The 23,735-nt window shown below is 41.1% G+C and carries 22 protein-coding genes; 17 read left to right on the forward strand and 5 right to left on the reverse strand.

Annotated features, from left to right (window positions below; all coding sequences use genetic code 11):
* The first annotated feature begins 51 nt into the window (after positions 1 to 51).
* Positions 52 to 912, forward strand: a complete 861-nt coding sequence (locus MHH65_RS05060; RefSeq protein WP_034282185.1) for an SDR family oxidoreductase — start codon at positions 52 to 54, stop codon at positions 910 to 912.
* A 56-nt stretch (positions 913 to 968) separates the two neighbouring features.
* Here MHH65_RS05060 and MHH65_RS05065 read toward each other — a convergent pair whose 3' ends face one another.
* A complete protein-coding gene (locus MHH65_RS05065; RefSeq protein WP_008348804.1) occupies positions 969 to 1,205 on the reverse strand; it encodes an IDEAL domain-containing protein in 237 nt (78 codons plus the stop codon).
* Positions 1,206 to 1,494: 289 nt separating this feature from the next.
* On the opposite strand from MHH65_RS05065, the gene MHH65_RS05070 reads away from it, so the two are divergent.
* Together MHH65_RS05070 and MHH65_RS05075 are read left to right on the forward strand one after the other, a co-directional pair.
* Positions 1,495 to 2,073, forward strand: a complete 579-nt coding sequence (locus MHH65_RS05070; protein WP_034282183.1) for a competence protein ComK — start codon at positions 1,495 to 1,497, stop codon at positions 2,071 to 2,073.
* Between the two features lie 298 nt (positions 2,074 to 2,371).
* On the forward strand, positions 2,372 to 2,854 hold the full coding sequence (locus tag MHH65_RS05075) for a hypothetical protein (protein ID WP_034282182.1): 483 nt from the start codon (positions 2,372 to 2,374) through the stop codon (positions 2,852 to 2,854).
* A 31-nt stretch (positions 2,855 to 2,885) separates the two neighbouring features.
* On the opposite strand, the gene MHH65_RS05080 is transcribed toward MHH65_RS05075, so the two are convergent.
* Positions 2,886 to 4,325: a PLP-dependent aminotransferase family protein gene (locus tag MHH65_RS05080; RefSeq protein ID WP_034282181.1), complete on the reverse strand. Its 1,440-nt coding sequence runs from the start codon at positions 4,323 to 4,325 to the stop codon at positions 2,886 to 2,888.
* A gap of 145 nt (positions 4,326 to 4,470) precedes the next feature.
* Between MHH65_RS05080 and MHH65_RS05085 the strand changes: the two genes are divergently transcribed.
* The 7 genes from MHH65_RS05085 to MHH65_RS05115 all read left to right on the forward strand — a co-directional run bounded on the left by MHH65_RS05085 (position 4,471) and on the right by MHH65_RS05115 (position 10,842).
* Positions 4,471 to 5,640 (forward strand): MFS transporter, encoded by a 1,170-nt coding sequence (locus MHH65_RS05085; RefSeq protein ID WP_034282180.1) that lies wholly within the window; start codon positions 4,471 to 4,473, stop codon positions 5,638 to 5,640.
* Positions 5,641 to 5,705: 65 nt separating this feature from the next.
* Positions 5,706 to 5,981, forward strand: a complete 276-nt coding sequence (locus MHH65_RS05090) for a barstar family protein (protein ID WP_034282178.1) — start codon at positions 5,706 to 5,708, stop codon at positions 5,979 to 5,981.
* Positions 5,982 to 6,141: 160 nt separating this feature from the next.
* The gene (locus MHH65_RS05095) at positions 6,142 to 7,092 is read left to right on the forward strand and encodes an ABC transporter permease (protein WP_268413027.1); all 951 of its coding nucleotides are present in this window, start codon (positions 6,142 to 6,144) and stop codon (positions 7,090 to 7,092) included.
* Positions 7,085 to 8,035, forward strand: coding sequence for an iron chelate uptake ABC transporter family permease subunit (locus MHH65_RS05100; RefSeq protein ID WP_098676789.1), 951 nt, complete (start codon positions 7,085 to 7,087; stop codon positions 8,033 to 8,035). Before MHH65_RS05095 ends, MHH65_RS05100 begins: the two co-directional genes overlap by 8 nt.
* Positions 8,026 to 8,784, forward strand: coding sequence for an ATP-binding cassette domain-containing protein (locus MHH65_RS05105; RefSeq protein WP_034282171.1), 759 nt, complete (start codon positions 8,026 to 8,028; stop codon positions 8,782 to 8,784). Before MHH65_RS05100 ends, MHH65_RS05105 begins: the two co-directional genes overlap by 10 nt.
* A 21-nt stretch (positions 8,785 to 8,805) precedes the next feature.
* The gene (locus tag MHH65_RS05110; RefSeq protein WP_268413023.1) at positions 8,806 to 9,750 is read left to right on the forward strand and encodes a siderophore ABC transporter substrate-binding protein; all 945 of its coding nucleotides are present in this window, start codon (positions 8,806 to 8,808) and stop codon (positions 9,748 to 9,750) included.
* Positions 9,751 to 9,888: 138 nt separating this feature from the next.
* Entirely contained in the window at positions 9,889 to 10,842 is a 954-nt protein-coding gene (locus MHH65_RS05115; protein ID WP_024425490.1) for an LCP family protein, read from the forward strand.
* 71 nt (positions 10,843 to 10,913) lie between these two features.
* On the opposite strand, the gene MHH65_RS05120 is transcribed toward MHH65_RS05115, so the two are convergent.
* A complete protein-coding gene (locus MHH65_RS05120; protein WP_024425491.1) occupies positions 10,914 to 11,276 on the reverse strand; it encodes a hypothetical protein in 363 nt (120 codons plus the stop codon).
* Positions 11,277 to 11,432: 156 nt separating this feature from the next.
* Here MHH65_RS05120 and MHH65_RS05125 point away from each other — a divergent pair, with 156 nt between their 5' ends.
* Positions 11,433 to 12,050: a TVP38/TMEM64 family protein gene (locus MHH65_RS05125; RefSeq protein WP_098676791.1), complete on the forward strand. Its 618-nt coding sequence runs from the start codon at positions 11,433 to 11,435 to the stop codon at positions 12,048 to 12,050.
* Positions 12,050 to 12,562: a signal peptidase I gene (gene lepB / locus MHH65_RS05130; protein ID WP_098676792.1), complete on the forward strand. Its 513-nt coding sequence runs from the start codon at positions 12,050 to 12,052 to the stop codon at positions 12,560 to 12,562. The genes MHH65_RS05125 and lepB overlap by 1 nt, the downstream gene beginning before the upstream one ends.
* A 38-nt stretch (positions 12,563 to 12,600) precedes the next feature.
* Here lepB and MHH65_RS05135 read toward each other — a convergent pair whose 3' ends face one another.
* Positions 12,601 to 13,746 carry an AbrB family transcriptional regulator gene (locus MHH65_RS05135; protein ID WP_034282161.1) on the reverse strand — a complete coding sequence of 382 codons (1,146 nt, stop codon included), beginning with the start codon at positions 13,744 to 13,746 and terminating at the stop codon, positions 12,601 to 12,603.
* Between the two features lie 266 nt (positions 13,747 to 14,012).
* Here MHH65_RS05135 and MHH65_RS05140 point away from each other — a divergent pair, with 266 nt between their 5' ends.
* From MHH65_RS05140 to MHH65_RS05150, 3 genes are read left to right on the forward strand one after another with little or no spacing between them, the layout of a single operon-like run.
* Positions 14,013 to 14,435, forward strand: a complete 423-nt coding sequence (locus MHH65_RS05140; RefSeq protein WP_034282159.1) for a BlaI/MecI/CopY family transcriptional regulator — start codon at positions 14,013 to 14,015, stop codon at positions 14,433 to 14,435.
* Complete coding sequence (locus MHH65_RS05145) at positions 14,428 to 15,267, forward strand: M56 family metallopeptidase (protein WP_034282157.1); 840 nt, start codon at positions 14,428 to 14,430, stop codon at positions 15,265 to 15,267. The genes MHH65_RS05140 and MHH65_RS05145 overlap by 8 nt, the downstream gene beginning before the upstream one ends.
* 57 nt (positions 15,268 to 15,324) lie before the next feature.
* Entirely contained in the window at positions 15,325 to 15,735 is a 411-nt protein-coding gene (locus tag MHH65_RS05150) for a DoxX family protein (protein ID WP_098676793.1), read from the forward strand.
* Positions 15,736 to 15,932: 197 nt separating this feature from the next.
* Here MHH65_RS05150 and MHH65_RS05155 read toward each other — a convergent pair whose 3' ends face one another.
* Positions 15,933 to 16,379, reverse strand: a complete 447-nt coding sequence (locus tag MHH65_RS05155; protein ID WP_061109640.1) for a ferritin-like domain-containing protein — start codon at positions 16,377 to 16,379, stop codon at positions 15,933 to 15,935.
* A gap of 152 nt (positions 16,380 to 16,531) precedes the next feature.
* Here MHH65_RS05155 and addB point away from each other — a divergent pair, with 152 nt between their 5' ends.
* Positions 16,532 to 20,041: a helicase-exonuclease AddAB subunit AddB gene (gene addB, locus MHH65_RS05160; protein ID WP_098676794.1), complete on the forward strand. Its 3,510-nt coding sequence runs from the start codon at positions 16,532 to 16,534 to the stop codon at positions 20,039 to 20,041.
* Positions 20,019 to 23,723: a helicase-exonuclease AddAB subunit AddA gene (gene addA / locus MHH65_RS05165; protein WP_098676795.1), complete on the forward strand. Its 3,705-nt coding sequence runs from the start codon at positions 20,019 to 20,021 to the stop codon at positions 23,721 to 23,723. Before addB ends, addA begins: the two co-directional genes overlap by 23 nt.
* The last annotated feature ends 12 nt before the right edge of the window (positions 23,724 to 23,735 follow it).

Below are 23,735 nucleotides of genomic sequence, written 5' to 3' on the forward strand. Positions count from 1 at the left end.
AAGCAGCCAGCACATAAAAATAAACAAGATAAAAGGAAGGAGTGGACTAACGTGTCAACAAAGCAGCCGAAGAAAACATTACCGCCTCAGCACCAAAATGAACGTCCGGGTCTTGAATATAAAATGAACCCTAGACCTGTCTTTGATCGTGAGGTGCAGAATAAAAAGTTAGCAGGAAAAACAGCCATTGTGACAGGTGGAGACAGCGGGATTGGAAGAGCAGTCTCTGTTTTATTTGCGAAGGAAGGTGCCAATGTCGCCATTGTTTACTTAAGTGAACATCGTGATGCCGAGGAGACGAAGGACTATATTGAGAAAGCGGGAGGCCGTGTCATCTTAATTGCAGGTGATTTAGGGGATGAGGCTTTTTCTAATGAGGTCGTCAAAAAAACAAAAGATGCCTTCGGTTCCATTGATATTTTGGTGAATAACGCCGGGGAACAGCATCCGCAAAAAAGCATTGAGCAAATTACCTCGCATCAGCTTCTTCGGACGTTTCAAACGAATATTTTTGCCATGTTTTATTTAACAAAGGCTGTTCTTCCTCATTTAAAAAAAGGAAGCAGTATCATTAATACAGCCTCTGTCACCGCCTATAAAGGGCATGAAACATTGATCGATTATTCATCCACAAAAGGGGCGGTCGTTACCTTTACGAGATCATTATCTTTATCGCTCATTAAACAAGGGATTAGAGTGAATGGAGTAGCTCCCGGTCCTATTTGGACACCGCTGATTCCCTCAACCTTTACGGAAAAAGAAGTCTCTGAATTTGGCGGAGATGTCCCAATGGAACGTCCTGGTGAGCCAGTAGAGCTTGCGCCAAGTTATTTATTTTTAGCGAGCGAAGACTCATCTTATATGAATGGACAAATGCTGCATGTGAATGGCGGGACCATTTTAAATGGATAAACAAAAAACTTGCGGTAAAGAGACGAGTTACTGTCTCTCTGCCGCAAGTAAAATCATCATGATTGATGTAAGCAGTGTTCTGCATATTGAGCTGACAAGTCATTGAATCGCTTTTCATCACGCTGATCCAGTGCCTTATCAATCTCTTCTCTTAGGAAGGTTAAGCGCTGTTTATAAAGCGCCTCATCTAAAACCATTTGAATATAGATGTCTAAAATGGTGACGCCGTTTTCTTCGGTTTTTTGGGTGTTGCGGGACTTCATGAGCTCAGCATACGTTTTTTTCTCTTTCATAAAGAATCCCCCCGATGCCTTTTTTATAGTATATGGATTGGCGGAGAAAAAATCAACAAGAATTTATAATTTTTAGACAATTTATTTTTGAGCAGAATCGACACCACTTGTCCAATCGACAGGATGTGATATATCTTTAAAAATGGCTTTTCGATAGATCGAATGGACTAAAAAATATGATAAAAAGATGATTTTTAATAAATTTTGAAAAAATCCTGTCGTTTCTTATATGTTGGTGATAGATTAATAGTATCTAAAATAACCAAATATTAACACAGGAGGAAATGAAGTGTCAGGAATTAGTGAAACACCTTTAGATTCATACGTCATTAATCAAACAACAATGGCGGTCCTTCCAGTTGAAGAAGGAAAAAGAGTATATTCAAAAGTTATAGAAAGAGAGACAAGCTTTTACGTTGAATTAAAGCCCCTGCAAATTATTGAACGCAGCTGCAGATTCTTCGGCTCAAGCTATGCAGGCAGAAAGGCGGGAACATACGAAGTAACAGGAATTTCTCACAAACCCCCAATTGTGATTGACTCATCCAATCATCTGTATTTTTTCCCAACCTATTCATCCAACCGTCCTCAGTGCGGCTGGATCTCCCACAAATACATTCATACCTTCCAAGAATCATCCCTCGGAGACACGGTGGTCACCTTTACAAACGAGCAAACCGTCAAACTTGATGTCTCATATAAATCATTTGAGAGTCAGGTGCACCGGACAGCATATCTCCGAACGAAATTTCAAGATCGTCTCGATGGAGGTCTTCCGAAGAAACAAGAATTTATGCTGTATCCAAAAGAACAGCAGCTCAATCTCGTATACGATTTTATATTAAGGGAGCTTCGAAACAAATATTAGTCAAAAGCCAGCGGCAGAGCAGCCGCTGGACCTCTTATCCAGCATGAATGAAATGCAAAAAGGCGCCGCTACATCATAAAGAAGAATTCATTGAAACCAAATACGTATGTCTCGTCGTCTATTGGTTGTTTGGGAAATGACAGGGAAATGTGAATCCTTAGACATATTTTCATTCATTTATCCATAAATCACAGAAGAGACACGAGCTTGTCTGTTACAATAAAAGAAATCTTATGTGGTAAAGGATGCTTATATTTGACCGATATGAACGAATGGGATGAAGAAATGGAGGCTCTGTATGAAAAAACAATCACATTTGGTGCTGCTATTTATCCTAACTTTGACATTACTAGCAGCCTGTCAGCAAGCAGGTCAGCCGCCTTCAAAGCAAGACACAAAAGAAGCTGCTTATGAACAATGGGTGCAGTCTTATATGGATGAGTTAAATAAAGCATATGAAAATATGACCGGTCAGTTTATCTCAGATGGACATGGAAAGATCCAAACAAATAAAAAATTGACAGAAGCGACGAAAGCATTTGATCGTGTGATTCAAAAAGGGCTTGATCATCAAGAAGTTCCAGCTGCTTACCAAAAGGCCGATCAACAATTAAAGACAGGCCTTGCTTCATTTGAAAAAGGGATCAGTAAGGTGGAAAAGCTCTTGAAGCATCCCGATCAAGAAAAGCTGTTTATTTCCGCTACCCATCATTTTCAGGATGGCTTGCAGCAGACAGCCGCATTTATGGAAGAAGTAGGTCAGATTCAGCAATCATCCTAAAAAAGCCTGGAAGTAAACCTTCCAGACTTTTTTAGATGTGAAGGATTTTCTTTAAACGGCGAACGCCCTCTTGAATCATGCTTTCGTCCGTACAGGCGAATCCTAGCAGTAATCCCTTTCGATTGCTTTCAAAACAATAAGGACTTAATGGATAAATGCCAACGCCAGCTGCTTTTGCTGCCTCAATGCTTCCTTTTTCATCAAAGTCTTGCGCTCCTTCTAAAAAGACATGAAGGCCCGTATCGGTTCCGTAGATACGGAAGTGTTTGTCAAAGTGATGTGTCAAAAGGGCTTCCATCATGGCTGCCTGTCTTTTTTTATACAACTGTCTCATTCGCCTGACATACCGCGTGAATTCTCCTTCTTTGAAAAAAGAAGCGAGTGTGATTTGTTCCATAATGGGCAGCTGCCTTTGAATGAGTGATTGCAGTGCGGCAATTTCTTTCATGACTGCTTTGGAGCCGACAATGGCAGCCAGGCGGATGCCAGGTGCCAGCACTTTTGAGAAGCTTAAGATGTAAATCACATGCTCGGGTGCTTCTGAAAATAGGGAAGGGAGCGGCCCGCCATGGTAACGATAATCCCCATCAAAATCATCCTCTAATATATAAGACTGATGGCTGACAGCAAACTTCAGCAGCAGCTGCCTTCTGTTTACACTCATACATACTCCAGTTGGACGCTGATGGGAGGGCGTCACAGCAATCAGTTTTGTTCGCCGGGGCAATGTGTTCACCACCATTCCTTCTTCATCAACTGGTGCGGGGTGAATGTTCATTTCGCGATGCATAAACGACAGCCTTGCCCCAGGGAAACCTGGATCTTCAACAGCCACTGTATCACCTTTTTTAAGCAATACCTGTGAAATCAAATCAATGGCTTGCTGCGTACCACCTGTTAACACCATTTGATCTTCTTCTACATCAATCCCGCGTTCAACAGATAAATATTGGCGTATTTCTGAACGCACCTCCCATAATCCATGCGGTGAGGAATAGCCCCAATCCTTCATATCTAATCGCTGTAATGCTTTCATGAGCGAGCGCTTCCATATGTTTTGAAAGTGTGCATCGATGGCTGGCTCCTGATGACGAAAATCAATATCAAGCTTCTCATGAAATTGATTGGCTGACAGCCAATGATCCATTTGTTTTTCGGCTTCTTCAAAGTGAGGTCTTGTCGGAGGTGAAAAAGGCGGTTCACTTTGATAGGGAGGGGAAGCTGTATATTGATCGCTTGAAATGACCTTGGTACCGCCTCTTCTAGATGTGCTCACGTAACCTCTTGCCAGCAGCTCATCATAGGCAAGCTGTACGGTTGATCTTGATACATTAAGCTCCTGTGCTAACACTCTTGTCGGTGTTAACTGATCGTCAGGATGCAGTTTTTGTGTATGAATTTTTTGAATGATCTCAGTCACGATTTGCTGCCAGAGCGGAGTAGCGCTTGAACGGTCTAAATGAATATACATCGTGCACCTTCTCTCGTTTTCACATCATAAGTTGATGATGACACTGAATTATGGACTGGTCAATAGTGTCATTTTTGGATGTAGGAAGTAAGCCAAATGGTGTGTACACTGTTCTCATATGCAATGACATAGAGGAGAGAGTCAAATGATCCCAGCATCCAAAGAGGAAACGGCACACTTATCCATCATCCCGTTTATTTTCGTTTTACTTGGTCTTTTTATGATTACGATTGCTGTGAATCTGCAAGTGCCCCTTTATACGGCGTATGCAGAACACGCAGGGTACGGAAAGGCGGCAACAGCACTTGTATTTGCCGCGTATGTCTTCGGACTTATTCCAGTTTTGCTTTTTCTTGGCGGCATTTCTGACCGGGTTGGACGCAAACCGATTTTATTGGTTGCGCTTAGCTTTTCGTTATGTGCCACCTTGTTGATGATTATCCACCCTTCCATACAGATGCTCTTTGCTGCCCGGCTCTTGCAAGGTGTCGGACTTGGTCTTAGTGTTGGAACATGCACCGCATATTTGATTGCTTTATATCCAGAGAAGTCAGGCTGGATTCCAACTTTTATTGCACTATGCAGTTCGGTTGGATTTGGGGGCGGTGCTCTTTTTACGGCACTTCTTTCTTTTCAGCGTGTGTCCCTCACGCCGCTTAGCTATTGGATTGTGCTGGCTTTTTTGATCTTAACCATTGTGGGTGTCTTCTTTTTCGTGCCGCCTGTCCAAGGAGATTCAGGTAAACCGATGATGAACATGCCAAGATTTCCAAAAGGAACAATGCCGGCGAATGCAGCCATTGCTATCGCATGGTCGGTGTGCGGCCTTGTCATTTCAATTTTGCCAGCACAGCTTAAACTAAATGGTTATGAATTGTGGGTAGGGCCAGCGCTCTTTTTAATTAATATGGCAGGTGTCCTGATGCAGCCCTTTGTGCGCAAGATGAATAGCAGCACAGCGCTCCTTTTGGGGTTTATCTGTCTTCCGTGCGGATATGGCCTCTTACTATACGGTGCAAGCAGCGGGTCTATTTTCCTTGTACTTGCCGGAACGATGCTGGCGGGTACTGCCTGCTATGGATTTACTTATTTAGGTGGCCTTCAGCTCATTGTTGAGCGAGGGAAAAAGGAGGCGGCTAGAGCCGTTGCAGGGTATTACTTGTTTGCCTATTTAGGACTTGGTATTCCGAGTGTTTTTGTTGGACTCTTTGCTGATATATACGGTACTCAGATCGTGTTAACCCTCTTTCTCTTGATCGTTTTGGCTGCCTGCCTCATTCTCTTGATCTCAGGGGTCAGGCAGAAACAAAAGTAAGATGTCCATCTTTCTCTTTCTCTTCCAATTCGTTTAAAATATAGGCAAGAGAGGGGAAGATGAACATGAAAAAAGTGCAGCTTGACGGCGCAGCGTGCAGGTCGCAAGAAGAGCTTCATGACCAGCTAAAAACAGTTTTACACCTTCCTGACTATTATGGGAAAAACCTTGATGCCCTTTGGGACTGTTTGACAGGAGAGGTGACTCTTCCAGTTGAACTGACATGGGTGAATTTTCAAACGAGCAAAGACGCTCTTGGTGATTATGCTGAGAGCTTGCGTCAGTTATTTCAAGAAGCAGAAGAAGAACTGAATGGACAATTTCAATTGAATATTCAATAAGAGAAAAAGCAGCCGCTGCCGCAGGCTGTTTTTTGAGTTTTCGTCTTTTTTATACCGCTATTGAATATTTCACTAGATGTGATAATATATGAACTGTCGCTTAATTGATAATGATAATCATTTATGGCGGATAGAGCTTGATAGAAAGTGAGAAACCTGTATGAAGTTGTATCAATTAAGTTTGTTATTTGTATGTTTGGCATGTATATCTCTGTTTGTCGGCGTACAGGATCTGTCCATTTTAGAACTGTTTCATTTAACAGATGAACAAGTGCACACGTTAGTTTCAAGCCGCCTCCCGCGTCTCGTGAGTATTGTGCTTGCTGGTATGAGCCTTAGTTTATGCGGCTTTATTATGCAAAGCATGACGAGGAATAAATTTGTTTCACCAACCACTGCAGGAACGATGGATTGGGCGAAGCTTGGTATTTTAGCAGCAATGCTTGTTTTTACACATGCGAATACGCTTATGAAAATGGGGATTGCGTTTCTATTTACTTTAGCTGGGAATCTTCTTTTCTTAAAAATCCTGCGGCATATCAAGGTGAATGATACGATTTATGTACCATTAGTCGGCTTAATGTTTGGGGGGATTGTCAGTTCAATATCTACGTTTATAGCCTATAAATATGATTTGATCCAAAACGTATCCGCATGGCTTCAAGGGGATTTTTCTCTTATTGTCCAAGGGCGTTATGAACTGCTCTATGTGAGCGTTCCACTATTGATCATTGCGTATTTATATGCTGACCGCTTTACAGTGGCAGGCATGGGCGAGAGCTTTGCTGTCAACTTAGGTTTAACGTATAAACGTGTGATGGCAGTTGGTTTGGTGATCGTTTCAATGATTACGTCTGTCACCATTTTAACTGTCGGGATGCTGCCATTCCTTGGATTAATCATTCCGAATATTGTTTCGATCTACCGCGGCGATCACTTGAAAAAAAGCCTCCCGCATACAGCTTTACTAGGAGCTATTTTTGTTCTGATTTGTGATGTGCTCGGAAGGGTGATCATTTATCCATATGAAATATCGGTTGGGCTCATGGTAGGCATCATCGGGAGTGCGATCTTCCTGTACATGTTATTAAGGAGGAAACGCTATGCATAAGAAACGTATATTATGTCTAATTGCAGCCATTGCAGCCGTGTTGATCGTAATTTTTATTACCTTTCAAATGGGGTACTGGCCGTACACAGTCCCAAGCCGTTTAAAGAAAGTGCTTGCGATGACATTAACGGGAGGCGCGATTGCCTTTTCATCTGTTGTCTTTCAAACTTTGACCAACAATCGAATCTTAACGCCGAGCATATTGGGCTTAGACGCACTGTACTTGTTTTTGCAAACAGCGATTATTTATGTGTTTGGGTCGACTCATTTAATGATCGTCAATAAGAATATTAATTTTTTCCTTTGCGTTGGGCTGATGATTCTATTTTCTGTATTGCTGTATACAGTCATGTTCAAACGCAAAAATAAACACATTTTCTTACTTCTGCTAGTTGGAATTGTGTTTGGGACATTATTCAAAAGTCTTTCTTCGTTTATGGAAATGCTGATCGATCCGAATGAATATCAGGTCGTACAGGATAAATCCTTTGCAAGCTTTAATCACATGAACACGGACATCTTACTGATTGCTTCTGTTTTATTTGCGGCGCTGTGTGTTTACATTTGGACTTTCCGCTCCAAATTAGATGTCATGTCTCTTGGCAAGGAACATGCGGTGAATCTAGGCATTGACTACGACAGCATCACAAAAAAAATGCTGATCGTGATAGCTGTCCTTGTGTCTATCGCAACGGCACTTGTCGGACCAATTACGTTCCTCGGCTTACTCGCCGTAAACGTCGCACGAGAGCTTTTTCGGACATACCGGCATACATACTTGCTATTAGGCTCTTTTTTTATCAGCGTGATTGCCCTTGTAGGCGGGGAATTTCTTGTAGAAAAGGTATTTACTTTTCAAACGCCGCTTAGTGTGTTGATTGATTTAGTCGGCGGACTGTATTTTATTTATTTACTGTTAAAGGAGAGTCGTTCATGGTCTTGATGAAGGGCGTCAGTAAGGCGTATAACGGAAAAACAGTGCTTCACGACACAACGATCAGTGTGAAAAAGGGACAGCTGACGTCTCTCATTGGTCCGAATGGTGCGGGGAAAAGCACGCTTTTATCCATCATGAGCCGGCTGATTCAGCCAGACTCAGGTGCAGCTTATTTAGAAGACAAGCCATATAGTGCATACCCTCCGCAGGAACTTGCAAAGAAGATGAGTATTTTAAAGCAGGCCAATCATATGAATGTGCGGCTGACCGTTCGGGAGCTTGTCAGCTTTGGCCGTTTCCCTTACTCGCAGGGTCATCTGACAAAAGAGGATGAGAAGATGATTGATGTGTCCCTCCAATACATGAAGCTTGCCGATATCCAGCATCAATATGTAGAAGAACTGAGCGGTGGACAAAGACAAAGAGCTTTTATTGCAATGGTGCTGGCGCAGGATACAGATTATATTTTCTTAGATGAGCCTTTAAACAATTTGGATATGAATCATTCTGTCGAGATGATGAAGCTCTTTCAGCAGCTCGTCAAAGATCTTGGGAAAACAATTGTTGTGGTTCTTCATGATATTAACTTTGCCTCTGTGTATTCCGATCATATCGTCGCCTTAAAAGATGGACAGGTCATTAAAGAAGGTGGAGTGGACGACGTGATTCAAACAGAAGCACTTGAACAAATTTATGACATGCGCATACCGATTGAAGTTATTCGCGGTGAGCGTATTTGCTTATATTTTTCTTAAAAAATGAAGAGGTGATTACGTATGAAAAAATGGACTTGGATGATGACTATATTAATAGCAATCGTGGTACTCGCTGCCTGCGGGAACCAAGGAAAAACTGAAGGCACAAAAGGGGAAACCGTCACGGTAAAAGACATGCTGAATAAAGATGGTGTAAAGATCAAGAAAAACCCGAAAAAAGTGGTCGTGTTTGATATGGGAAGTCTTGATACGTTAGACAAACTAGGTGTGAATGTAACAGCTTTACCGAAACAAGTGGTGCCTAAATATTTATCTAAATATGAAGGAGACAAATATGAAAATGTCGGCGGATTAAAAGAGCCGAACTTTGAAAAAATTGCAGAAATCAAGCCGGATTTAATCATTATCCAGCACCGTCAAGCAGATGCATTCGATGAATTTTCTGAAATTGCCCCTACGATTTATATGGATGTAGACAATGCCAATTATATGGAATCCTTTAAAAAGAATGTCAAAACTTTAGGCAAGATTTTTGATAAAGAAGACAAAGTTAAAGAAGAACTTGCAGCCATTGATCAAAAAGTGGACGCTTTAAAGAAAGAAGCAAAAGAGTTAAAGAAAAATGGGCTGGTGATCATGGCGAACGACAGCAAAATGACAGCGTTCGGACCTAAGTCAAGATACGGTCTCATCCACGATGTGTTTGGTATCACACCGGCAGATCAAAAGCTTGAGCCATCTGATAAACACGGTCAAAGCATTTCGTATGAATACATGGTCAAAACGAACCCAGACTATCTTTTTGTCGTTGATCGAGGCGCAGCGATCGGAGAAGAAACGTCTGCGAAACAGCTTGTTGAGAATGATTATGTGAAATCAGTCAAAGCGGTCAAAAACAACCATGTGGTGTATTTGAACTCTGACATGTGGTATTTATCTGGCGGCGGCCTTGAATCATTCACTGCCATGATTGATGAAATAAAACAAGGAATTAGCCAAAAATAATGGACGAAAGCTGCTCATCTTGAGCGGCTTTTTTATTGTGGATTCATAAAAATATGTTGCATGCAGGAAACTTTCATCAAAATATGTTATAGTGGAACCTACATTGATAGACTAAGATAGAGTGAGGGTTCGGAAAGGATGAAGGAAAAAAGATCAAAAAGAAGACTAAGGCCTTGGGTAAAAGCCGTGCTGTTTATCATGGCATTTGTCATGGTGATGGCAGTGTCCGTGACTGGATACGCATACTATAAAATTTCAAAAGCGTCGAATAAGGCGCAAGTATCATTAGAAAGAGGAGACACCTCGCAAAAGCGTGTGAAAGCTTTTGATCCAGGAAAGGACAGCTTTTCGGTGCTGCTGCTTGGAATTGACAGCCGTCCAGGTGAAACGGTAGACGAAGCAAGAAGTGATGCGGTCTTACTGGCGGCGGTGAATCGAACAGACAAAACCATTAAGCTTCTCAGTATTCCTCGTGATGCTTATGTGGATATACCGGGGAGAGGATATGATAAAATTGCTCACGCCCATGCGTTTGGGAGTGCAGATTTGTCAGTCAAAACGGTCGAAAACTTGTTGAACATTCCTGTAGACTATGTGATTTCAGGGAACTTTAAGGCGTTTCAAGACATTGTGGATGAGTTAAATGGAATTGACGTAACGATTAAAGATGAAGGTATCGCAAAACAAATGGAAAAGGATTCAAAAGGGAAAGTTCATGTGCAAACAGGAACACATACGTTAAATGGTGAAGAAGCTTTAGCCTTTGTGAGAACGAGAAAGGCTGATAGTGACCTCATGCGCGGAAAACGCCAAATGGAAGCACTTCAAGCCATCTTCGAAAAATCTAAATCGATTTCTTCGATCCCGTCATATGACAACATCATTGATACGCTTGGTGATAATGTCTCAACCAATCTTTCCATGAAGCAGTTCATCGGTCTTTTTCCATTACTGAGCTCATTGAAATCAGTGGATACGATTCAGCTAAAGGGCCATGATTATCAGCCTGGGAATGTGTATTACTTTGAGTTAGATGGACCAGGATTAGAAGAAGTTAGAACAGAGCTGAGAAAACAGCTTGAATTATCATAAATAAGAAGGAGCCTGCCGCCGCGGCAGGCTTTTTTCTTTGAATGTGTACCACGCCGCATTTCAGCAAGAAGTTAATTTGCTTGATGCAGAAAATATCCAGTCAGCAGTTCCTCTACCCGGTGACGTATACGCGGATTAAAGTATTTATGCTTTTCTTCATAGCCATTTATGATAAATAGATACGTTGTAAATCCTTCATCGTGTTCAATTTGCTGTACCTTCATGTTTTCTTTACGTAAATGCTGCTTCAGTTCGTAAAGTGCTTTCTGTGCTTCCTTTAACACGGAGGTCACAAGCTGAATGTATGGTTCATTTAATTTAAATGTTTGATGTTGTTTTAAGTGTGTCAGATCACGATTGAGGATGGAGATGACCATTGGGAGAAAGATGGCCTGTTCCATCATCTGAAGCTGTATTCTTGATAGTCTTGTCATGTCCAAGCCTGCTTTCTTTATGAATAGAACAAATGTTCTTGTTTATTATATCGAATGAGTCAAACAATCTCAAGGGGGCGAGTGGGATTCATTTGTATATTTTTATGTTTTCCATGTAAAATGAAATGTAGACAAACCTTGAAGGAGTCAAACAAGTTGACATCATTTCTTTCTCTACTTACTCATGAAAATATCACATCATTTTTTGAAAGCTACAAGGCTTTTGGACCAATTGTCGCTATATTGCTTCCTCTGATTGAAGCATTTCTTCCGTTTTTACCACTTGTGGCGTTTGCGGTGGCCAATGCAAATGCATTCGGCCTTTGGGAAGGCTTTTTATTAACCTGGATCGGTGCAAGTGCAGGGTCTATTCTTGTCTTTTTACTGATCAGAAAATTTGGACAGATGAGAATGCTGAACTTTATCAGCAGACACCCTTCCATTAAGAAATTGATGCTTTGGGTAGAGAAGCGGGGATTTGGTCCGTTATTTATTTTACTCTGCTTTCCTTTTACACCTTCTGCGGCTGTCAATGTTGTCGCAGGCTTATCAAGAATTAGCATGTGGCAATTTTCATTAGCTGCTTTAGCTGGTAAGTGTGTCATGCTCTTTATCATTAGTTTTATCGGTTATGATCTTTCTGCTTTAGTAAAGAATCCGTTAAGAAGTGTTTTTGCGGTTCTAGTTATCGTTTTATTATGGTATGTTGGAAAGAGAGTAGAAAATAGGTTGAATATTCGAATGAGCAAGCGTGAGGACAAAGGAGGCTCTTAATGAAAAAGAAGCCATTGCTATGGTTGATGATTATTACATGCATCGTCTTATTGTTCCAGGTAAAGAATTTCATGTTTGTGAAGTATAAAGTAGAAGGGGTTAGTATGGACCCTACATTTACAGATGGAACAGAATTATTAATCAACAAGTTCTCGCCAAAACTCACGAAAATTAGCCGGTTTGATTATGTGTTATTTCACGGACCCAAAAATCAAATTTTGATCAAACGGGTCATTGGGCTCCCAGGAGAATCGATCAAGTATGTAGATGATCAGTTATTTGTCGATGGGGAAAAATGGAAAGAACCCTATTTAAAAGAGCAGAAAAAAAATAAAATGGGGAATGTCCTGACAGGAGATTTTCAGCTGAAAGCTATCACAGGACAAGATAAAATCAAAAAAAACCATTACTTCGTGATCGGAGATAACCGAATACATAGCTTCGACAGCCGGCATTTTGGAACGATTTCAAAGGATCAAGTAGTTGGTGTCAAAAGAAATCAGAATGAATAAAAGAAGAGGCGCTCTGCACATGCAAAGCGTCTCTTTTTTTATTTTGCGGCTTTATATTCAGGATGTCTTTTTGCCCAGACATGATGTAAGAATCGAAAAAACGGTGGCAGCATCGCAATGACAAGAATGATTCTAACGACTTGTACAGCTACTACAAAGGTTGAATCCTCATGGAGTGTGACTGCTGTTGTTGCCATTTCTGCAATACCGCCAGGCGAAAAGGCAAGAATGGCTGTAATGACAGAAATGCCTGTGACCTCTGCAATGGCAATTGAACTGAGAACCGTTGCAGCAATCAGTCCAGCTGAGCTGACGACGGCCACAATTAACGTGTTTTTTAGCCCGACAAACATCTGTTTATTCATTTTTGAACCGATGGTTGCACCTAGAAATACCTGTGACGCGATATTCGCTTGTGCTGGCCAGTAAGGAATCAAATCATGACCTATGAGCGCACCTGCACCTACTTGAAGAGCTGCAACTCCTAACATACTGCCAATCAGCCAAGGGGCAGGGAAATGAAGACGAACCGCGAGGCGTGACATAAGCCAGGCACCTAAAATAAGTGCGATACTCCACGAGATATTTGACAGGGTGAAAACGCCGGATGAAAAGGCGCTCCCTTGCACGGTTGCAGCTGCATCCGCTGGATTTTTTGTATTTAAATAGAACACCGTAAATGGGATGGTGAGTACCACCATTAATACACGTGTTGTTTGTACGAGACTGACAACGGCTGTATTTGCTCCAACCTCTTGGGCAATCCCTGGCATAGCAGATAAACCGCCTGGTGCTGTTCCGACAAAACTGGTCAGCATATCTGTTTTACTCAGCTTCCATAAGGCAAAGCCAGAGAGCATCGCCAGTAGAATAGAAAAAACGAGCATGAAACTCACAGGGAGCCAATGTTCAGTGAAAATATGAAGAACTTTCATGTTCATTTTCTGTCCGAGTTCGATTCCGAGAATAAATTGACCAAGGAGTAGCCATCTGCTGTGGATACGCAAGGTGTTGTTTCCTTTACGCTGAAACAGGGCGGGACGTCGCATGGCAATAAATGCAGCCGTGATTAATGTTCCGATCATCCAGCCAATAGACATTCCTGTTAAAGACAAAAGAAATCCACCTAAACCGCTTATCGCGATCAAAATGAGATCGGTTCGAAGGCTGTTTCCTTGTTTCATCACATGTAAACCTTCTTCCTATAAATTTGTTCAGTAAGTGAAATGTTGTTATCTTCACTATAATACAAAAGTCTCTATAAATAAAATACGAATTTTTTTACCAATTTCATAAGATTATCTTATCGAGAATCAGATTGCCTATTGATATAAATAGGTTCGTAATTTTTACTAAGAAGCAAGGTAATATGCAACGATTTTCCCCTATTTTGGTTATCTGTTGACTATCATTTTCAATTACACTACAATCCTTAGTGTGAGGTGATGACATGAAAATTCCTTCTTTTAAATATAATGAAAAGGGATTGAATCGCTTTTTCGGTCCTTTAGAGGGAAGGATTATGGAGATCCTTTATCAAGGTGAGGGTATGCCGATTAAAGAAGTGCAGCAGAAGCTGTCAGATGAGAAGCCGATTAATTTCAACACGGTGATGACTGTGCTGAACCGCTTAACCGAAAAGGGAATTGTCGAGAAGAAAACAAAAGGGCGTTCATCTATTTATAATCCCATTTTAACAAAAGAAGAATTTCTAAATGAGCAGACAAAATGGATTACCCAAGGGCTGATGGACGATTTTGGTCCACTGGCAGTGAATCATATGGTGGATGCAATTGAAAGTGCTGACCCTGAATTACTCAAAGTGCTTGAAGCAAGGCTGGCATCCAAAAAAGAGGAGCAGCAAAATGAATAAAATGAAATCGAGCCTGCTGTTTTTAGGCGGTATATTGATTGGTTTAACGATTTTTTATCAGATGGGTTATTACGTGCTTTCAAGCTTTTTTGGCTGGAATCAAGCATATAATCTTATTCATGTATGCCAATCTGTTCTCGAATTCTATGGATTCACTCCTTTGAAATATTTTCTAGATGCTTTAGTCCTCTACACACTGGGATTTGCGATTTTCTATATGACGAAGCAAATCAAAACGTACATTCAATTCAAGCAAAATCTGATGCTTGCAGTCGATTACCACTCGACCGAATCTTTATCTGAGAAATATGCAAATGACATCATTGTGTTTCATTGTCATGAACCGCTTGCTTTTGCCATGGGGATGCTTCACCCAAAGGTTTACTTATCAACGTCTCTCATGGACATGCTGGATGAAGAGGAGATTGACGCTGTTGTTTATCATGAATTACACCACAAATACAGCTATGATCCTTTAAAGGCTTTCACATTCTCAATGCTCACAAAAGTCATTTGGTACATTCCAGTGTTAAAGCATATGAGACAAAGCTATTCCGTTTTTCGTGAAGTGATCGCAGATGACTATGCGATTCGGCAGACAGGCACTGAGCTTGGAGTAGGGCAAGCCCTTTTGAAGCTGATTAAAAAGAGAACGCAGTTTCAAAAACAAACGAAGTTTGCGGTATCCTTTGGAGATCGGGCATTGAATTTAAGAATACAGAAGATCTTAAATCCAACATACAATATTCCTTTCAATGTACCCATCATTCCCATTGTCACATCAACCATTCTCATGGTGGCCTTAATGATTATGCTTAACCTAAATTACTAATTTTTTTTACTTATTAACATTACATTATGTAGTGTAAAAACAGGAGGAAATCACTATATGAAAACGAATCAAGAAATAGGAACACTTTTTGTACGTGTTATTTTAGGTATTATCTTCTTTCTACACGGACTTCAGGCATATCAAGGAGGTCTGGGAGGAACAGCGGCATTCTTTGGACAAATCGGTGTACCGGAATTTATGGCCTATATTGTAAAGACAATTGAGCTGGTCGGTGGTATCGCCTTGATTTTAGGTCTAGGAACACGTATTTTCGCAGCATTATTTGTACCAATTATGGCTGTGGCGATTATTACGGTTGGTTTTTCTAAAGGATTTGTTGGTGGTTATGAATTTGAACTATCGCTGCTTGTCATGGCCCTTTATTTAACACTCAGCGGCAGTAAGATGCTGTCCATTGATGGGTTGCTAAAACATCAGCAGCAAAGCAATAAAGCAAAATTTCATTAAACGATCATGAAAAAAACTCCTTCTGCTATTTGTGGCAGAGGAGTTTTTTTATTTATCAAATTGTCGTTTTCACGTTTGAAAAAGTGAAAGAGATGAGGGATTTATTGAGAATAGTATTTTATTTGATAGATTGAATGAACAAAAAGACGATTTCATTTTTTGACGGAACATACGATCTCCTATTAAAATAGGACTATCTAAGACACATGGTGCGTTAAAAGATATAAAAACCATACAGCATGCTGCTGTTCATCTTGAGCGATACGTTTCATCAGCTCTTTTGTTCCTTGATCCCGGACATAATCTGATATCGTTAAGTAAAAATCAACCGTTCTTTGTTCATCTTTAAATGCGAAAATAAGCCCTTCTCTAAATTGATCTGGACAAGGTTCTGTTACGCTTGGTTTGTGATTTTTACCTGTTAAAGAATAATACAGCTTTGAAAATAGTTGATAGTGTCTGACTTCATCCTGGCGTATTTCTTGAATGATTTTTTTTGCCTCAGGAGTTTTTGCTCTTTGAGCAAGTTTTTCGTAGCATTGGATCGCAGAATATTCACCATTGATTGCTTTTTCAAGGTCTGAAATGATTCTTGTGTTTTGGCGCATGTCATATGGCGGGTAGTCGTAATAACCGTAATACATGATATTGCCAGCCTCCTTTGAGTTCATGATGGTTTATGATATGAGATGAGTAAGGAAAGGTGCCTATATCTTTTTAGGAAGGAGAAGGGGAAAATAGCTATTTACTTTTATTTTCGCTAGAATATGAGTACATAAGAAAGGTGTTGTGGAGCGTGGAGATTCAGTTTTTAGCAGGCAGATCGGGGAGTGGAAAAACGACTGCAATCTTAGAGGAAATCAAAGAACAGCTTCGGCTTGATCCGTTGGGTCCGCCAATCATTTTTTTAGTCCCGGATCAAATGACATTCTTAATGGAATACGAGCTTGCAAAAACGTCTGAAGCTGGCGGGATGATCAGGGCCAAAGTATTTAGTTTCACGCGTCTTGCTTGGTCTATTTTACAGCAGACTGGTGGAGCGAACCGGCAATTTGTGACAAGCACAGGAATTCAGATGCTTTTAAGAAAAGTGATTGAAGAGGAGAAAGAAAAGTTTAAGGTATTCAAAAAAGCGAGTGATAAGCCGGGGTTTGTCGAGCAAATCGAAAAGACGATGGCTGAGTTCAAGAGATACTGCATGCTGCCTGAGGATATTGAAAAAATTTCATTACAGAGCATGCATTCAGAGTATACAGAAGAAAGACGGGCAGCCGAGAAATTGCATGATCTGCATGTTCTTTATCAGCAGATGGAGCAGCATTTACAAGATGAATATGTGCACTCAGAAGACTATTTGACGCTTCTCACGGAGCAAATTCCTTTATCTGAAGAAATAAAAGGAGCACACATTTATATAGATGGTTTTTATCAATTTACACCGCAGCAGCTTCTCGTCATTGAACAGCTTTTGCTGCATGCTGAGAAAATAACGGCTGCTTTCACAGTGGATCGTTCCTATCATGATAAACAGCCAAATGAACTTGATTTATTTCGTATGACAGGTAAAACGTATTTCCAGCTCTATCAGCTTGCTAAAGAGTGCGGCGCGTCCATTTCTGAGCACATTTTGGAGAAAAATAACCGTCATCTTCATACGTCGGATCTTGCTTATTTAGAACGGCAATATGAGCAGAGACCGGTGAAGCCATATCAGGAAATAACCCCTCATCTCACAGTGTCTAAAAGTGCGAGTAAACGAGCTGAAATTGAGGGAGTAGCGAGAGAAATTCTTCATTTAGTGAGAGAAGAAGGACTTAGACTGCGAGATATTTCGATTGTAGCGCGGCATGTAGACGACTATAAAGATACGTTAAAAGAGGTTTTTCGAGATTACGATATTCCATTTTTTATTGATGGAAATGAATCGATGCAGTATCATCCGCTCATTGAATTAATTCGTTCAAGCTTGGATGTCATAAAAGGAAACTGGCGTTATGAGGCCGTGTTTCGCTGCGTGAAGACAGAGTTCTTATTTCCGCTCGAACTTGCCAAAAACAAAGCGAGAGAACAGGCAGACCAGCTTGAAAACTACTGTATTGCTTATGGTGTAAAAGGAGAACGCTGGACAAACGGTTCCCGTTTCCATTACAGACGATTCCAATCCTTAGATGAGGATTTTGGACAAACAGATCAAGAAATTGAAATGGAACAGATGCTGAATGATGTAAAGGAATGGATCGCACCGCCGCTTTTCCAATTGCAAAAAAGGCTGAAAAAAGCGCAAAAGGTAAAAGACATGGTAGAGGCAGTCTATGTCTTTTTAGAGGAAATACAAGTGCCTGATAAACTTGAAAAGGCTAGGCTGGAAGCTGAAGAAGCAGGTAGATTAGCTGAAGCCATGCAGCATGGACAAGTATGGGATGCTGTTATTCAATTAATGGATGAATTTGTTGAAATGCTCGGTGAGGAGGAGCTCTCATTTCCTTTATTCCAACAGATGATGGATACAGGATTGGCCTCTTTAAAATTCGCTTTAATTCCGCCTTCACTCGACCAAGTATTTATCGGAAGTATGGATTTATCGAGAATGTATCAAGTGAAGTGTATGTTTATCATTGGGGTAAATGATGGCGTTATTCCCGCACGTCCTTCTGACGAAAGTGTTTTGTCTGAGGATGACCGGGAGTGGTTAAAACGAGCAGGAGCAGAACTCGCAGAGACAGGAAAAGAACGGCTGCTAGATGAGCAATTTTTAATTTACCAGGCGCTGTCGAGTCCATCTCATCATTTGTATCTGTCTTATTCAGTGTCAGATGAAGAGGGGCGCTCTCTATTGCCTTCGCCTCTTATCAAGTATTGTCAGGAGCTTATGCCAAATCATGAGCATACTTTGTATGTGTTAGACCCGGAACAGCTGGATGACAAGGAGCAATTAAAATTTGTAGCGAATGAGCATGTCTCGTTATCGTATACTGTCTCGCAGCTGCAGCAATGGCTCAGCCAATACCCCATCAGTGGTGTATGGTGGAGTGTCTATAATTATTTGATGACGTCATCTCATCGGGATGTATCAAAAAACATCTTGTCGAGTTTGTTTTTTACAAATCGAGCGAAGCGCTTAAAACCTAACGTCACAAAAGAACTTTATGGTGATCACATTCAAGGCAGTGTTTCAAGAATGGAGAAATTCAATGCGTGTGCATTTTCTCACTTTGCTTCCCACGGGTTAAAACTAAAGGACCGGCAATTTTATAAATTGGAAGCACCCGATATCGGCCAGCTGTTTCACTCGGCCTTAAAGCATATTTCAGATACGCTTGTTGAACAAAAAAAGGATTGGAAAAACCTAACGAAGGATGACTGTGTCAACTATTCAAGACATGCAATCGAACAGCTTGCACCGCGTCTTCAAAAGGAAATCCTATTAAGCTCTAACCGACATGCTTATATTAAAGAAAAGCTCCAGAAAATCTTGATTCGAGTCTCTTCTATATTAAGTGAGCATGCAAGAGTGAGTGGATTTTCTCCCGTTGGGCTTGAGTTAGGCTTTGGCGGCCAAGGGCCACTTCCGCCGTTTACTTTTAAATTGAAAAATGGCTGCACGATGGAGCTTGTCGGAAGAATTGACCGGGTGGATAAAGCAGAAGGTTCAAAAGGGCTGCTGTTGAGAATCGTCGACTACAAATCGAGTGAGAAAGGCCTTGATCTAGCAGAAGTATACTATGGGCTGGCCTTGCAAATGCTCACATACTTAGACCTGACGATTACGTATTCAAAGGAGTGGCTCGGTGTAGAAGCAACGCCAGCTGGCATTTTATATTTCCATATTCATGATCCGCTCATTCAAGCACCGATTCCGCTTGCAGAGGATGAAATTGAGCAGGAAATATTCAAGAAATTTAAAATGAAAGGTCTTTTGCTTGAAGATGTAGAAGCGGTAAAGCTAATGGATCAAACGCTTGAATCAGGAAGATCACAAGTCATTCAAGCTGGCTTGAAAAAGGATGGGTCTTTCCGTTCTGACTCTGCTGTTTTAAGTGAAGATCATTTCCATATACTCACACAGCATGTTCGGCGCACGTTTGAAGAGGCAGGCGAAAGAATTACAAATGGCGAGGTAGCCATTAATCCATATAAATTGAAGGATCAAACACCATGCCGCTTTTGTTCATTTAAGTCTATTTGCCAATTTGATGAATCGATAGAGGATAATGAATTTAGAGTGCTTTCATCTGAAAAGGATGATGTTGTGATAGACCGGATCAAAAAAGAAGGGGATCAGTATGCAAATACCAAAACCGAATAACAGTACTTGGACGGATGACCAGTGGGAAGCCATCGTTTCAGAAGGACAAGATATCCTTGTTGCGGCGGCGGCAGGGTCAGGTAAAACAGCTGTTTTGGTTGAACGGCTGATTCGAAAAATGACCCGTCCTGAAGATCCAGTTGATGTGGATCGTCTGCTCGTTGTGACTTTCACAAATGCATCTGCGGCAGAGATGAAGCATCGGATCACAGAAGCACTTGAAAAGGAATTAGCTAAGAACCCCGGGTCCCTTCATATGAGAAGACAGCTGTCGCTCATGAATCGTGCCAATATTTCCACCCTGCACTCCTTTTGTTTGCAGGTTTTGCGCACCTTTTACTATGAGATTGACCTTGATCCAGGCTTTCGTTTGGCTGATCAAACAGAAGGAGAATTATTAGGAGATGAAGTGTTAGATGAACTGTTTGAGGATGAATATAAGGCTGGAAAGCCAGCGTTCTTTGAACTGGTTGATCGTTACACTTCTGACCGTCATGATTTAGATTTGCAATGGCTTGTGAAGAGAATTTATGAGTTTTCCAGATCTCATCCTTCACCTGAACAATGGATGAGGGCATTCCTTTCTCTTTATGATGTAGATGCTCAAACAAAAGTAGAACAATTACCGTTTTACCCATATATCAAAGAGGATCTTTCTCTCGTTTTTCGAAGCTGTCTGGAACTGCTCAAACGAGCTCTAGCCCTATCAAAAGAACCGGGTGGCCCCGCGCCGAGAGCAGAAAATTTTATAGATGATTTAGAGCAGATCAATGAATTAATCAGGCACCAAGATGATTTTGAGAAGCTTTACGAGCTTTTGCCAAACATCAATTTTAAAAGGCTCAAAACATGTAAAGGGGACGAATATGACCCTGTGCTGTTAGAAAAAGCCACAGATGCACGCAATCAAGCAAAAAAACAACTAGAAAAGCTCAAAGATGAATACTTTATGCGCAGTCCCGCCCAGCATTTGAAAAGCTTAGCTGAAATGAAGCCGGTGGTCGAAACACTTGTGGAGCTTGTCATCCAATTTGGACAGCGTTTCGAAAGAGCGAAGCAAGAAAAATCAATCGTGGATTTTTCGGATTTAGAGCATTATTGCTTACGCATTTTAGCAGAGCAGGACGCGGAAGGAAATTTGATTGAAACAGAAGCGGCCAAGTACTATCAACAGCAGTTTGAAGAAGTGCTCGTTGATGAATACCAGGATACAAACCTTGTACAGGAAACGATTTTAAGGCTTGTATCTAAAGGGGAACATGCTGCAGAGGGCAACCTGTTTATGGTTGGTGATGTAAAGCAGTCCATTTATCGTTTTAGACTGGCTGAGCCTATGCTCTTTTTAAACAAATATAAACAATTTACACCAGACGGCGAAGAAACAGGGAAAAGAATTGATTTAAATAAAAACTTCCGCAGCCGTTCAGATGTGTTAGACAGTACGAACTTTTTGTTCAAACAGCTGATGGGGGAAACAGTTGGAGAAATTGATTACGATGAACAAGCTGAATTAAAGCTTGGAGCTAGTTATCCAGAAAGCGAAGATACAACGACAGAAATGCTTCTTGTACATTTAGATCAACAGGAAGCAGAAACTGACGAAGAGCGAGAAGAACTAGAGACCGTACAACTAGAAGCGAGAGTCATTGCTAAAAAAATAAGAGAACTGGTGGAGCAGCCATTTCAAGTGTACGATGCAAAACAGCAAATGACCCGTAACTTGCAGTATCGGGACATTGTGATTTTACTTCGCTCCATGCCTTGGGCCCCGCAAATGATGGAGGAATTGAAGAAGCAGGGAATCCCTGTGTATGCGAATCTTTCCTCGGGTTATTTTGAAGCAACAGAGGTGTCTGTGATTCTTTCTCTGTTAAAAGTCATCGATAATCCATATCAGGATATCCCGCTTGCAGCTGTATTAAGATCACCAATTGTTCATTTAGACGAAAATGAAATGGCACTGATTCGCACGAGTGATAAAAAAGGCACTTATTATGATGCTGTGAAGGCATTTATGAGTGTGACTCATTCAGATCACCCTACATGCAAAAAACTAGAACGGTTTTTCAGGTTGCTGCGTAAGTGGCGTGATTTCTCCATGAATCATTCAGTAGCGGAATTGATTTGGGAAGTATACCGCGATACGCAGTATCTAGATTACGTTGGCGGGATGCCTGGAGGCAAGCAGAGACAGGCGAACCTCCGTGCTCTTTATGATCGAGCGAAGCAGTATGAAAAAGCTGCCTTTAGAGGGCTGTTCCGTTTTCTTCGTTTTATCGAAAGAATGCAGGAGCGTGGAGATGATCTTGGTGCGGCAAAAACGTTCAGTGAAACAGAGGACGTTGTTCGCATGATGACGATCCACAGCAGTAAAGGATTAGAATTTCCAGTCGTCTTTACCGCAGGACTCGGCAGAAACTTTAATATGATGGACTTAAACCAGTCCTACTTGCTTGATAAAGAATTAGGCTTTGGAAGCAAATATATTCATCCAGAGCTGAGAATTAGCTATGCAACATTACCGCTTGTGGCGATGAAAAAAAAGATGAGGAAAGAGCTATTATCTGAAGAGCTGAGAGTTCTATATGTAGCGCTCACAAGGGCTAAGGAAAAATTATTTCTTGTCGGCTCTGTCAAAAATCAGGTGAAGGCATTAAGCAAATGGCAAAATGCTGCAACCGGAGAGGACTGGCTCCTCCCTGATTTTGAACGTTATCAATCGAAAACATACTTAGATTTTATTGGCCCTGCTCTCATCCGTCACCAAGCAATGTCATCTATTTTAGAAGAAACAGGTGATGTTGTTCTTTCACACCCATCAGCATTCACAATCTCATTTACTCAAGCTTCCGATCTTCTAAAAGAAGATATGTCACTTGAAAAGAAGCAGCAGGACGAGGTGGTACAAGCTTTGATGGAAGGTCTGCCTGTTGAAGAATATGGTGATGCTGATGAGAAAGTAGCAGAGAGACTTTCATGGAGATACCCATACCTAGCGGCCTCACAAGTCGGCACAAAGCAGTCAGTTTCCGAGATAAAAAGAATGAAAGAAATACAGGATGAGTATAGTGTTCCTTCTTCTCTTCGAAAAGCCCGTGCCACGATGTATGACCGGCCGGCTTTCATGAAGAAAAAAACACTCACTGCCGCAGAGCAAGGCACCGCAATGCATACAGTCATGCAGCATATTGCGCTTCCTTCTGACGAGCCCTTCGATGAAATCCGTATACATCAGCTGCTCGATTTCTTACAGCAGCGAGACTTGCTAACAAATGAACAAGTCCAGTCAATTGATCAAGAAGGAATTGCAGCTTTCTTCTCTACTTCTATTGGTCAAAAGCTGCGGAAAGCGGACTGGGTGAAACGAGAAGTGTCATTTAGTATGGTGTTACCTGTTAAAGAGGTATACAGCCATATTGATGCAGAGGGGGAGCCTGTCCTTATTCAAGGGATGATTGACTGTTTGTTTGAAACGGATGGAAAACTATATTTACTAGATTATAAAACAGATAGAGTGCAAGGCAGATATACAGACGGTCTTGAAGCAGCTGTACCTATATTGAAAAAGCGCTATGAAACTCAAATAGCGTTATATGCAAAAGCAGTAGAACGTTTAACAAACAGAAAATTAGAGGAGAAAATTCTTTATTTCTTTGATGGTAATTTAGAAATTTCATTATAAATGTATCGGAAT

Source organism: Bacillus sp. FSL L8-0654 (assembly GCF_038629965.1).
GTDB classification, from domain to species: domain Bacteria; phylum Bacillota; class Bacilli; order Bacillales; family Bacillaceae; genus Bacillus; species Bacillus safensis.

Excerpts from the sequence above, each read along its gene's own strand:
- MHH65_RS05115 (WP_024425490.1), top strand. The coding sequence starts at position 9,889 with ATGAAGGAAAAAAGATCAAAAAGAAGACTAAGGCCTTGGGTAAAAGCC.
- MHH65_RS05090 (WP_034282178.1), top strand. The coding sequence starts at position 5,706 with ATGAAAAAAGTGCAGCTTGACGGCGCAGCGTGCAGGTCGCAAGAAGAG.
- MHH65_RS05065 (WP_008348804.1), bottom strand. The coding sequence starts at position 1,205 with ATGAAAGAGAAAAAAACGTATGCTGAGCTCATGAAGTCCCGCAACACC.
- MHH65_RS05135 (WP_034282161.1), bottom strand. The coding sequence starts at position 13,746 with ATGAAACAAGGAAACAGCCTTCGAACCGATCTCATTTTGATCGCGATA.
- MHH65_RS05155 (WP_061109640.1), bottom strand. The coding sequence starts at position 16,379 with ATGTATTACGGTTATTACGACTACCCGCCATATGACATGCGCCAAAAC.
- MHH65_RS05150 (WP_098676793.1), top strand. The coding sequence starts at position 15,325 with ATGAAAACGAATCAAGAAATAGGAACACTTTTTGTACGTGTTATTTTA.
- MHH65_RS05145 (WP_034282157.1), top strand. The coding sequence starts at position 14,428 with ATGAATAAAATGAAATCGAGCCTGCTGTTTTTAGGCGGTATATTGATT.
- MHH65_RS05105 (WP_034282171.1), top strand. The coding sequence starts at position 8,026 with ATGGTCTTGATGAAGGGCGTCAGTAAGGCGTATAACGGAAAAACAGTG.
- MHH65_RS05075 (WP_034282182.1), top strand. The coding sequence starts at position 2,372 with ATGAAAAAACAATCACATTTGGTGCTGCTATTTATCCTAACTTTGACA.
- MHH65_RS05110 (WP_268413023.1), top strand. The coding sequence starts at position 8,806 with ATGAAAAAATGGACTTGGATGATGACTATATTAATAGCAATCGTGGTA.
- addA (WP_098676795.1), top strand. The coding sequence starts at position 20,019 with ATGCAAATACCAAAACCGAATAACAGTACTTGGACGGATGACCAGTGG.
- MHH65_RS05120 (WP_024425491.1), bottom strand. The coding sequence starts at position 11,276 with ATGACAAGACTATCAAGAATACAGCTTCAGATGATGGAACAGGCCATC.
- MHH65_RS05080 (WP_034282181.1), bottom strand. The coding sequence starts at position 4,325 with ATGTATATTCATTTAGACCGTTCAAGCGCTACTCCGCTCTGGCAGCAA.
- MHH65_RS05140 (WP_034282159.1), top strand. The coding sequence starts at position 14,013 with ATGAAAATTCCTTCTTTTAAATATAATGAAAAGGGATTGAATCGCTTT.
- MHH65_RS05085 (WP_034282180.1), top strand. The coding sequence starts at position 4,471 with ATGATCCCAGCATCCAAAGAGGAAACGGCACACTTATCCATCATCCCG.
- MHH65_RS05100 (WP_098676789.1), top strand. The coding sequence starts at position 7,085 with ATGCATAAGAAACGTATATTATGTCTAATTGCAGCCATTGCAGCCGTG.
- lepB (WP_098676792.1), top strand. The coding sequence starts at position 12,050 with ATGAAAAAGAAGCCATTGCTATGGTTGATGATTATTACATGCATCGTC.
- MHH65_RS05095 (WP_268413027.1), top strand. The coding sequence starts at position 6,142 with ATGAAGTTGTATCAATTAAGTTTGTTATTTGTATGTTTGGCATGTATA.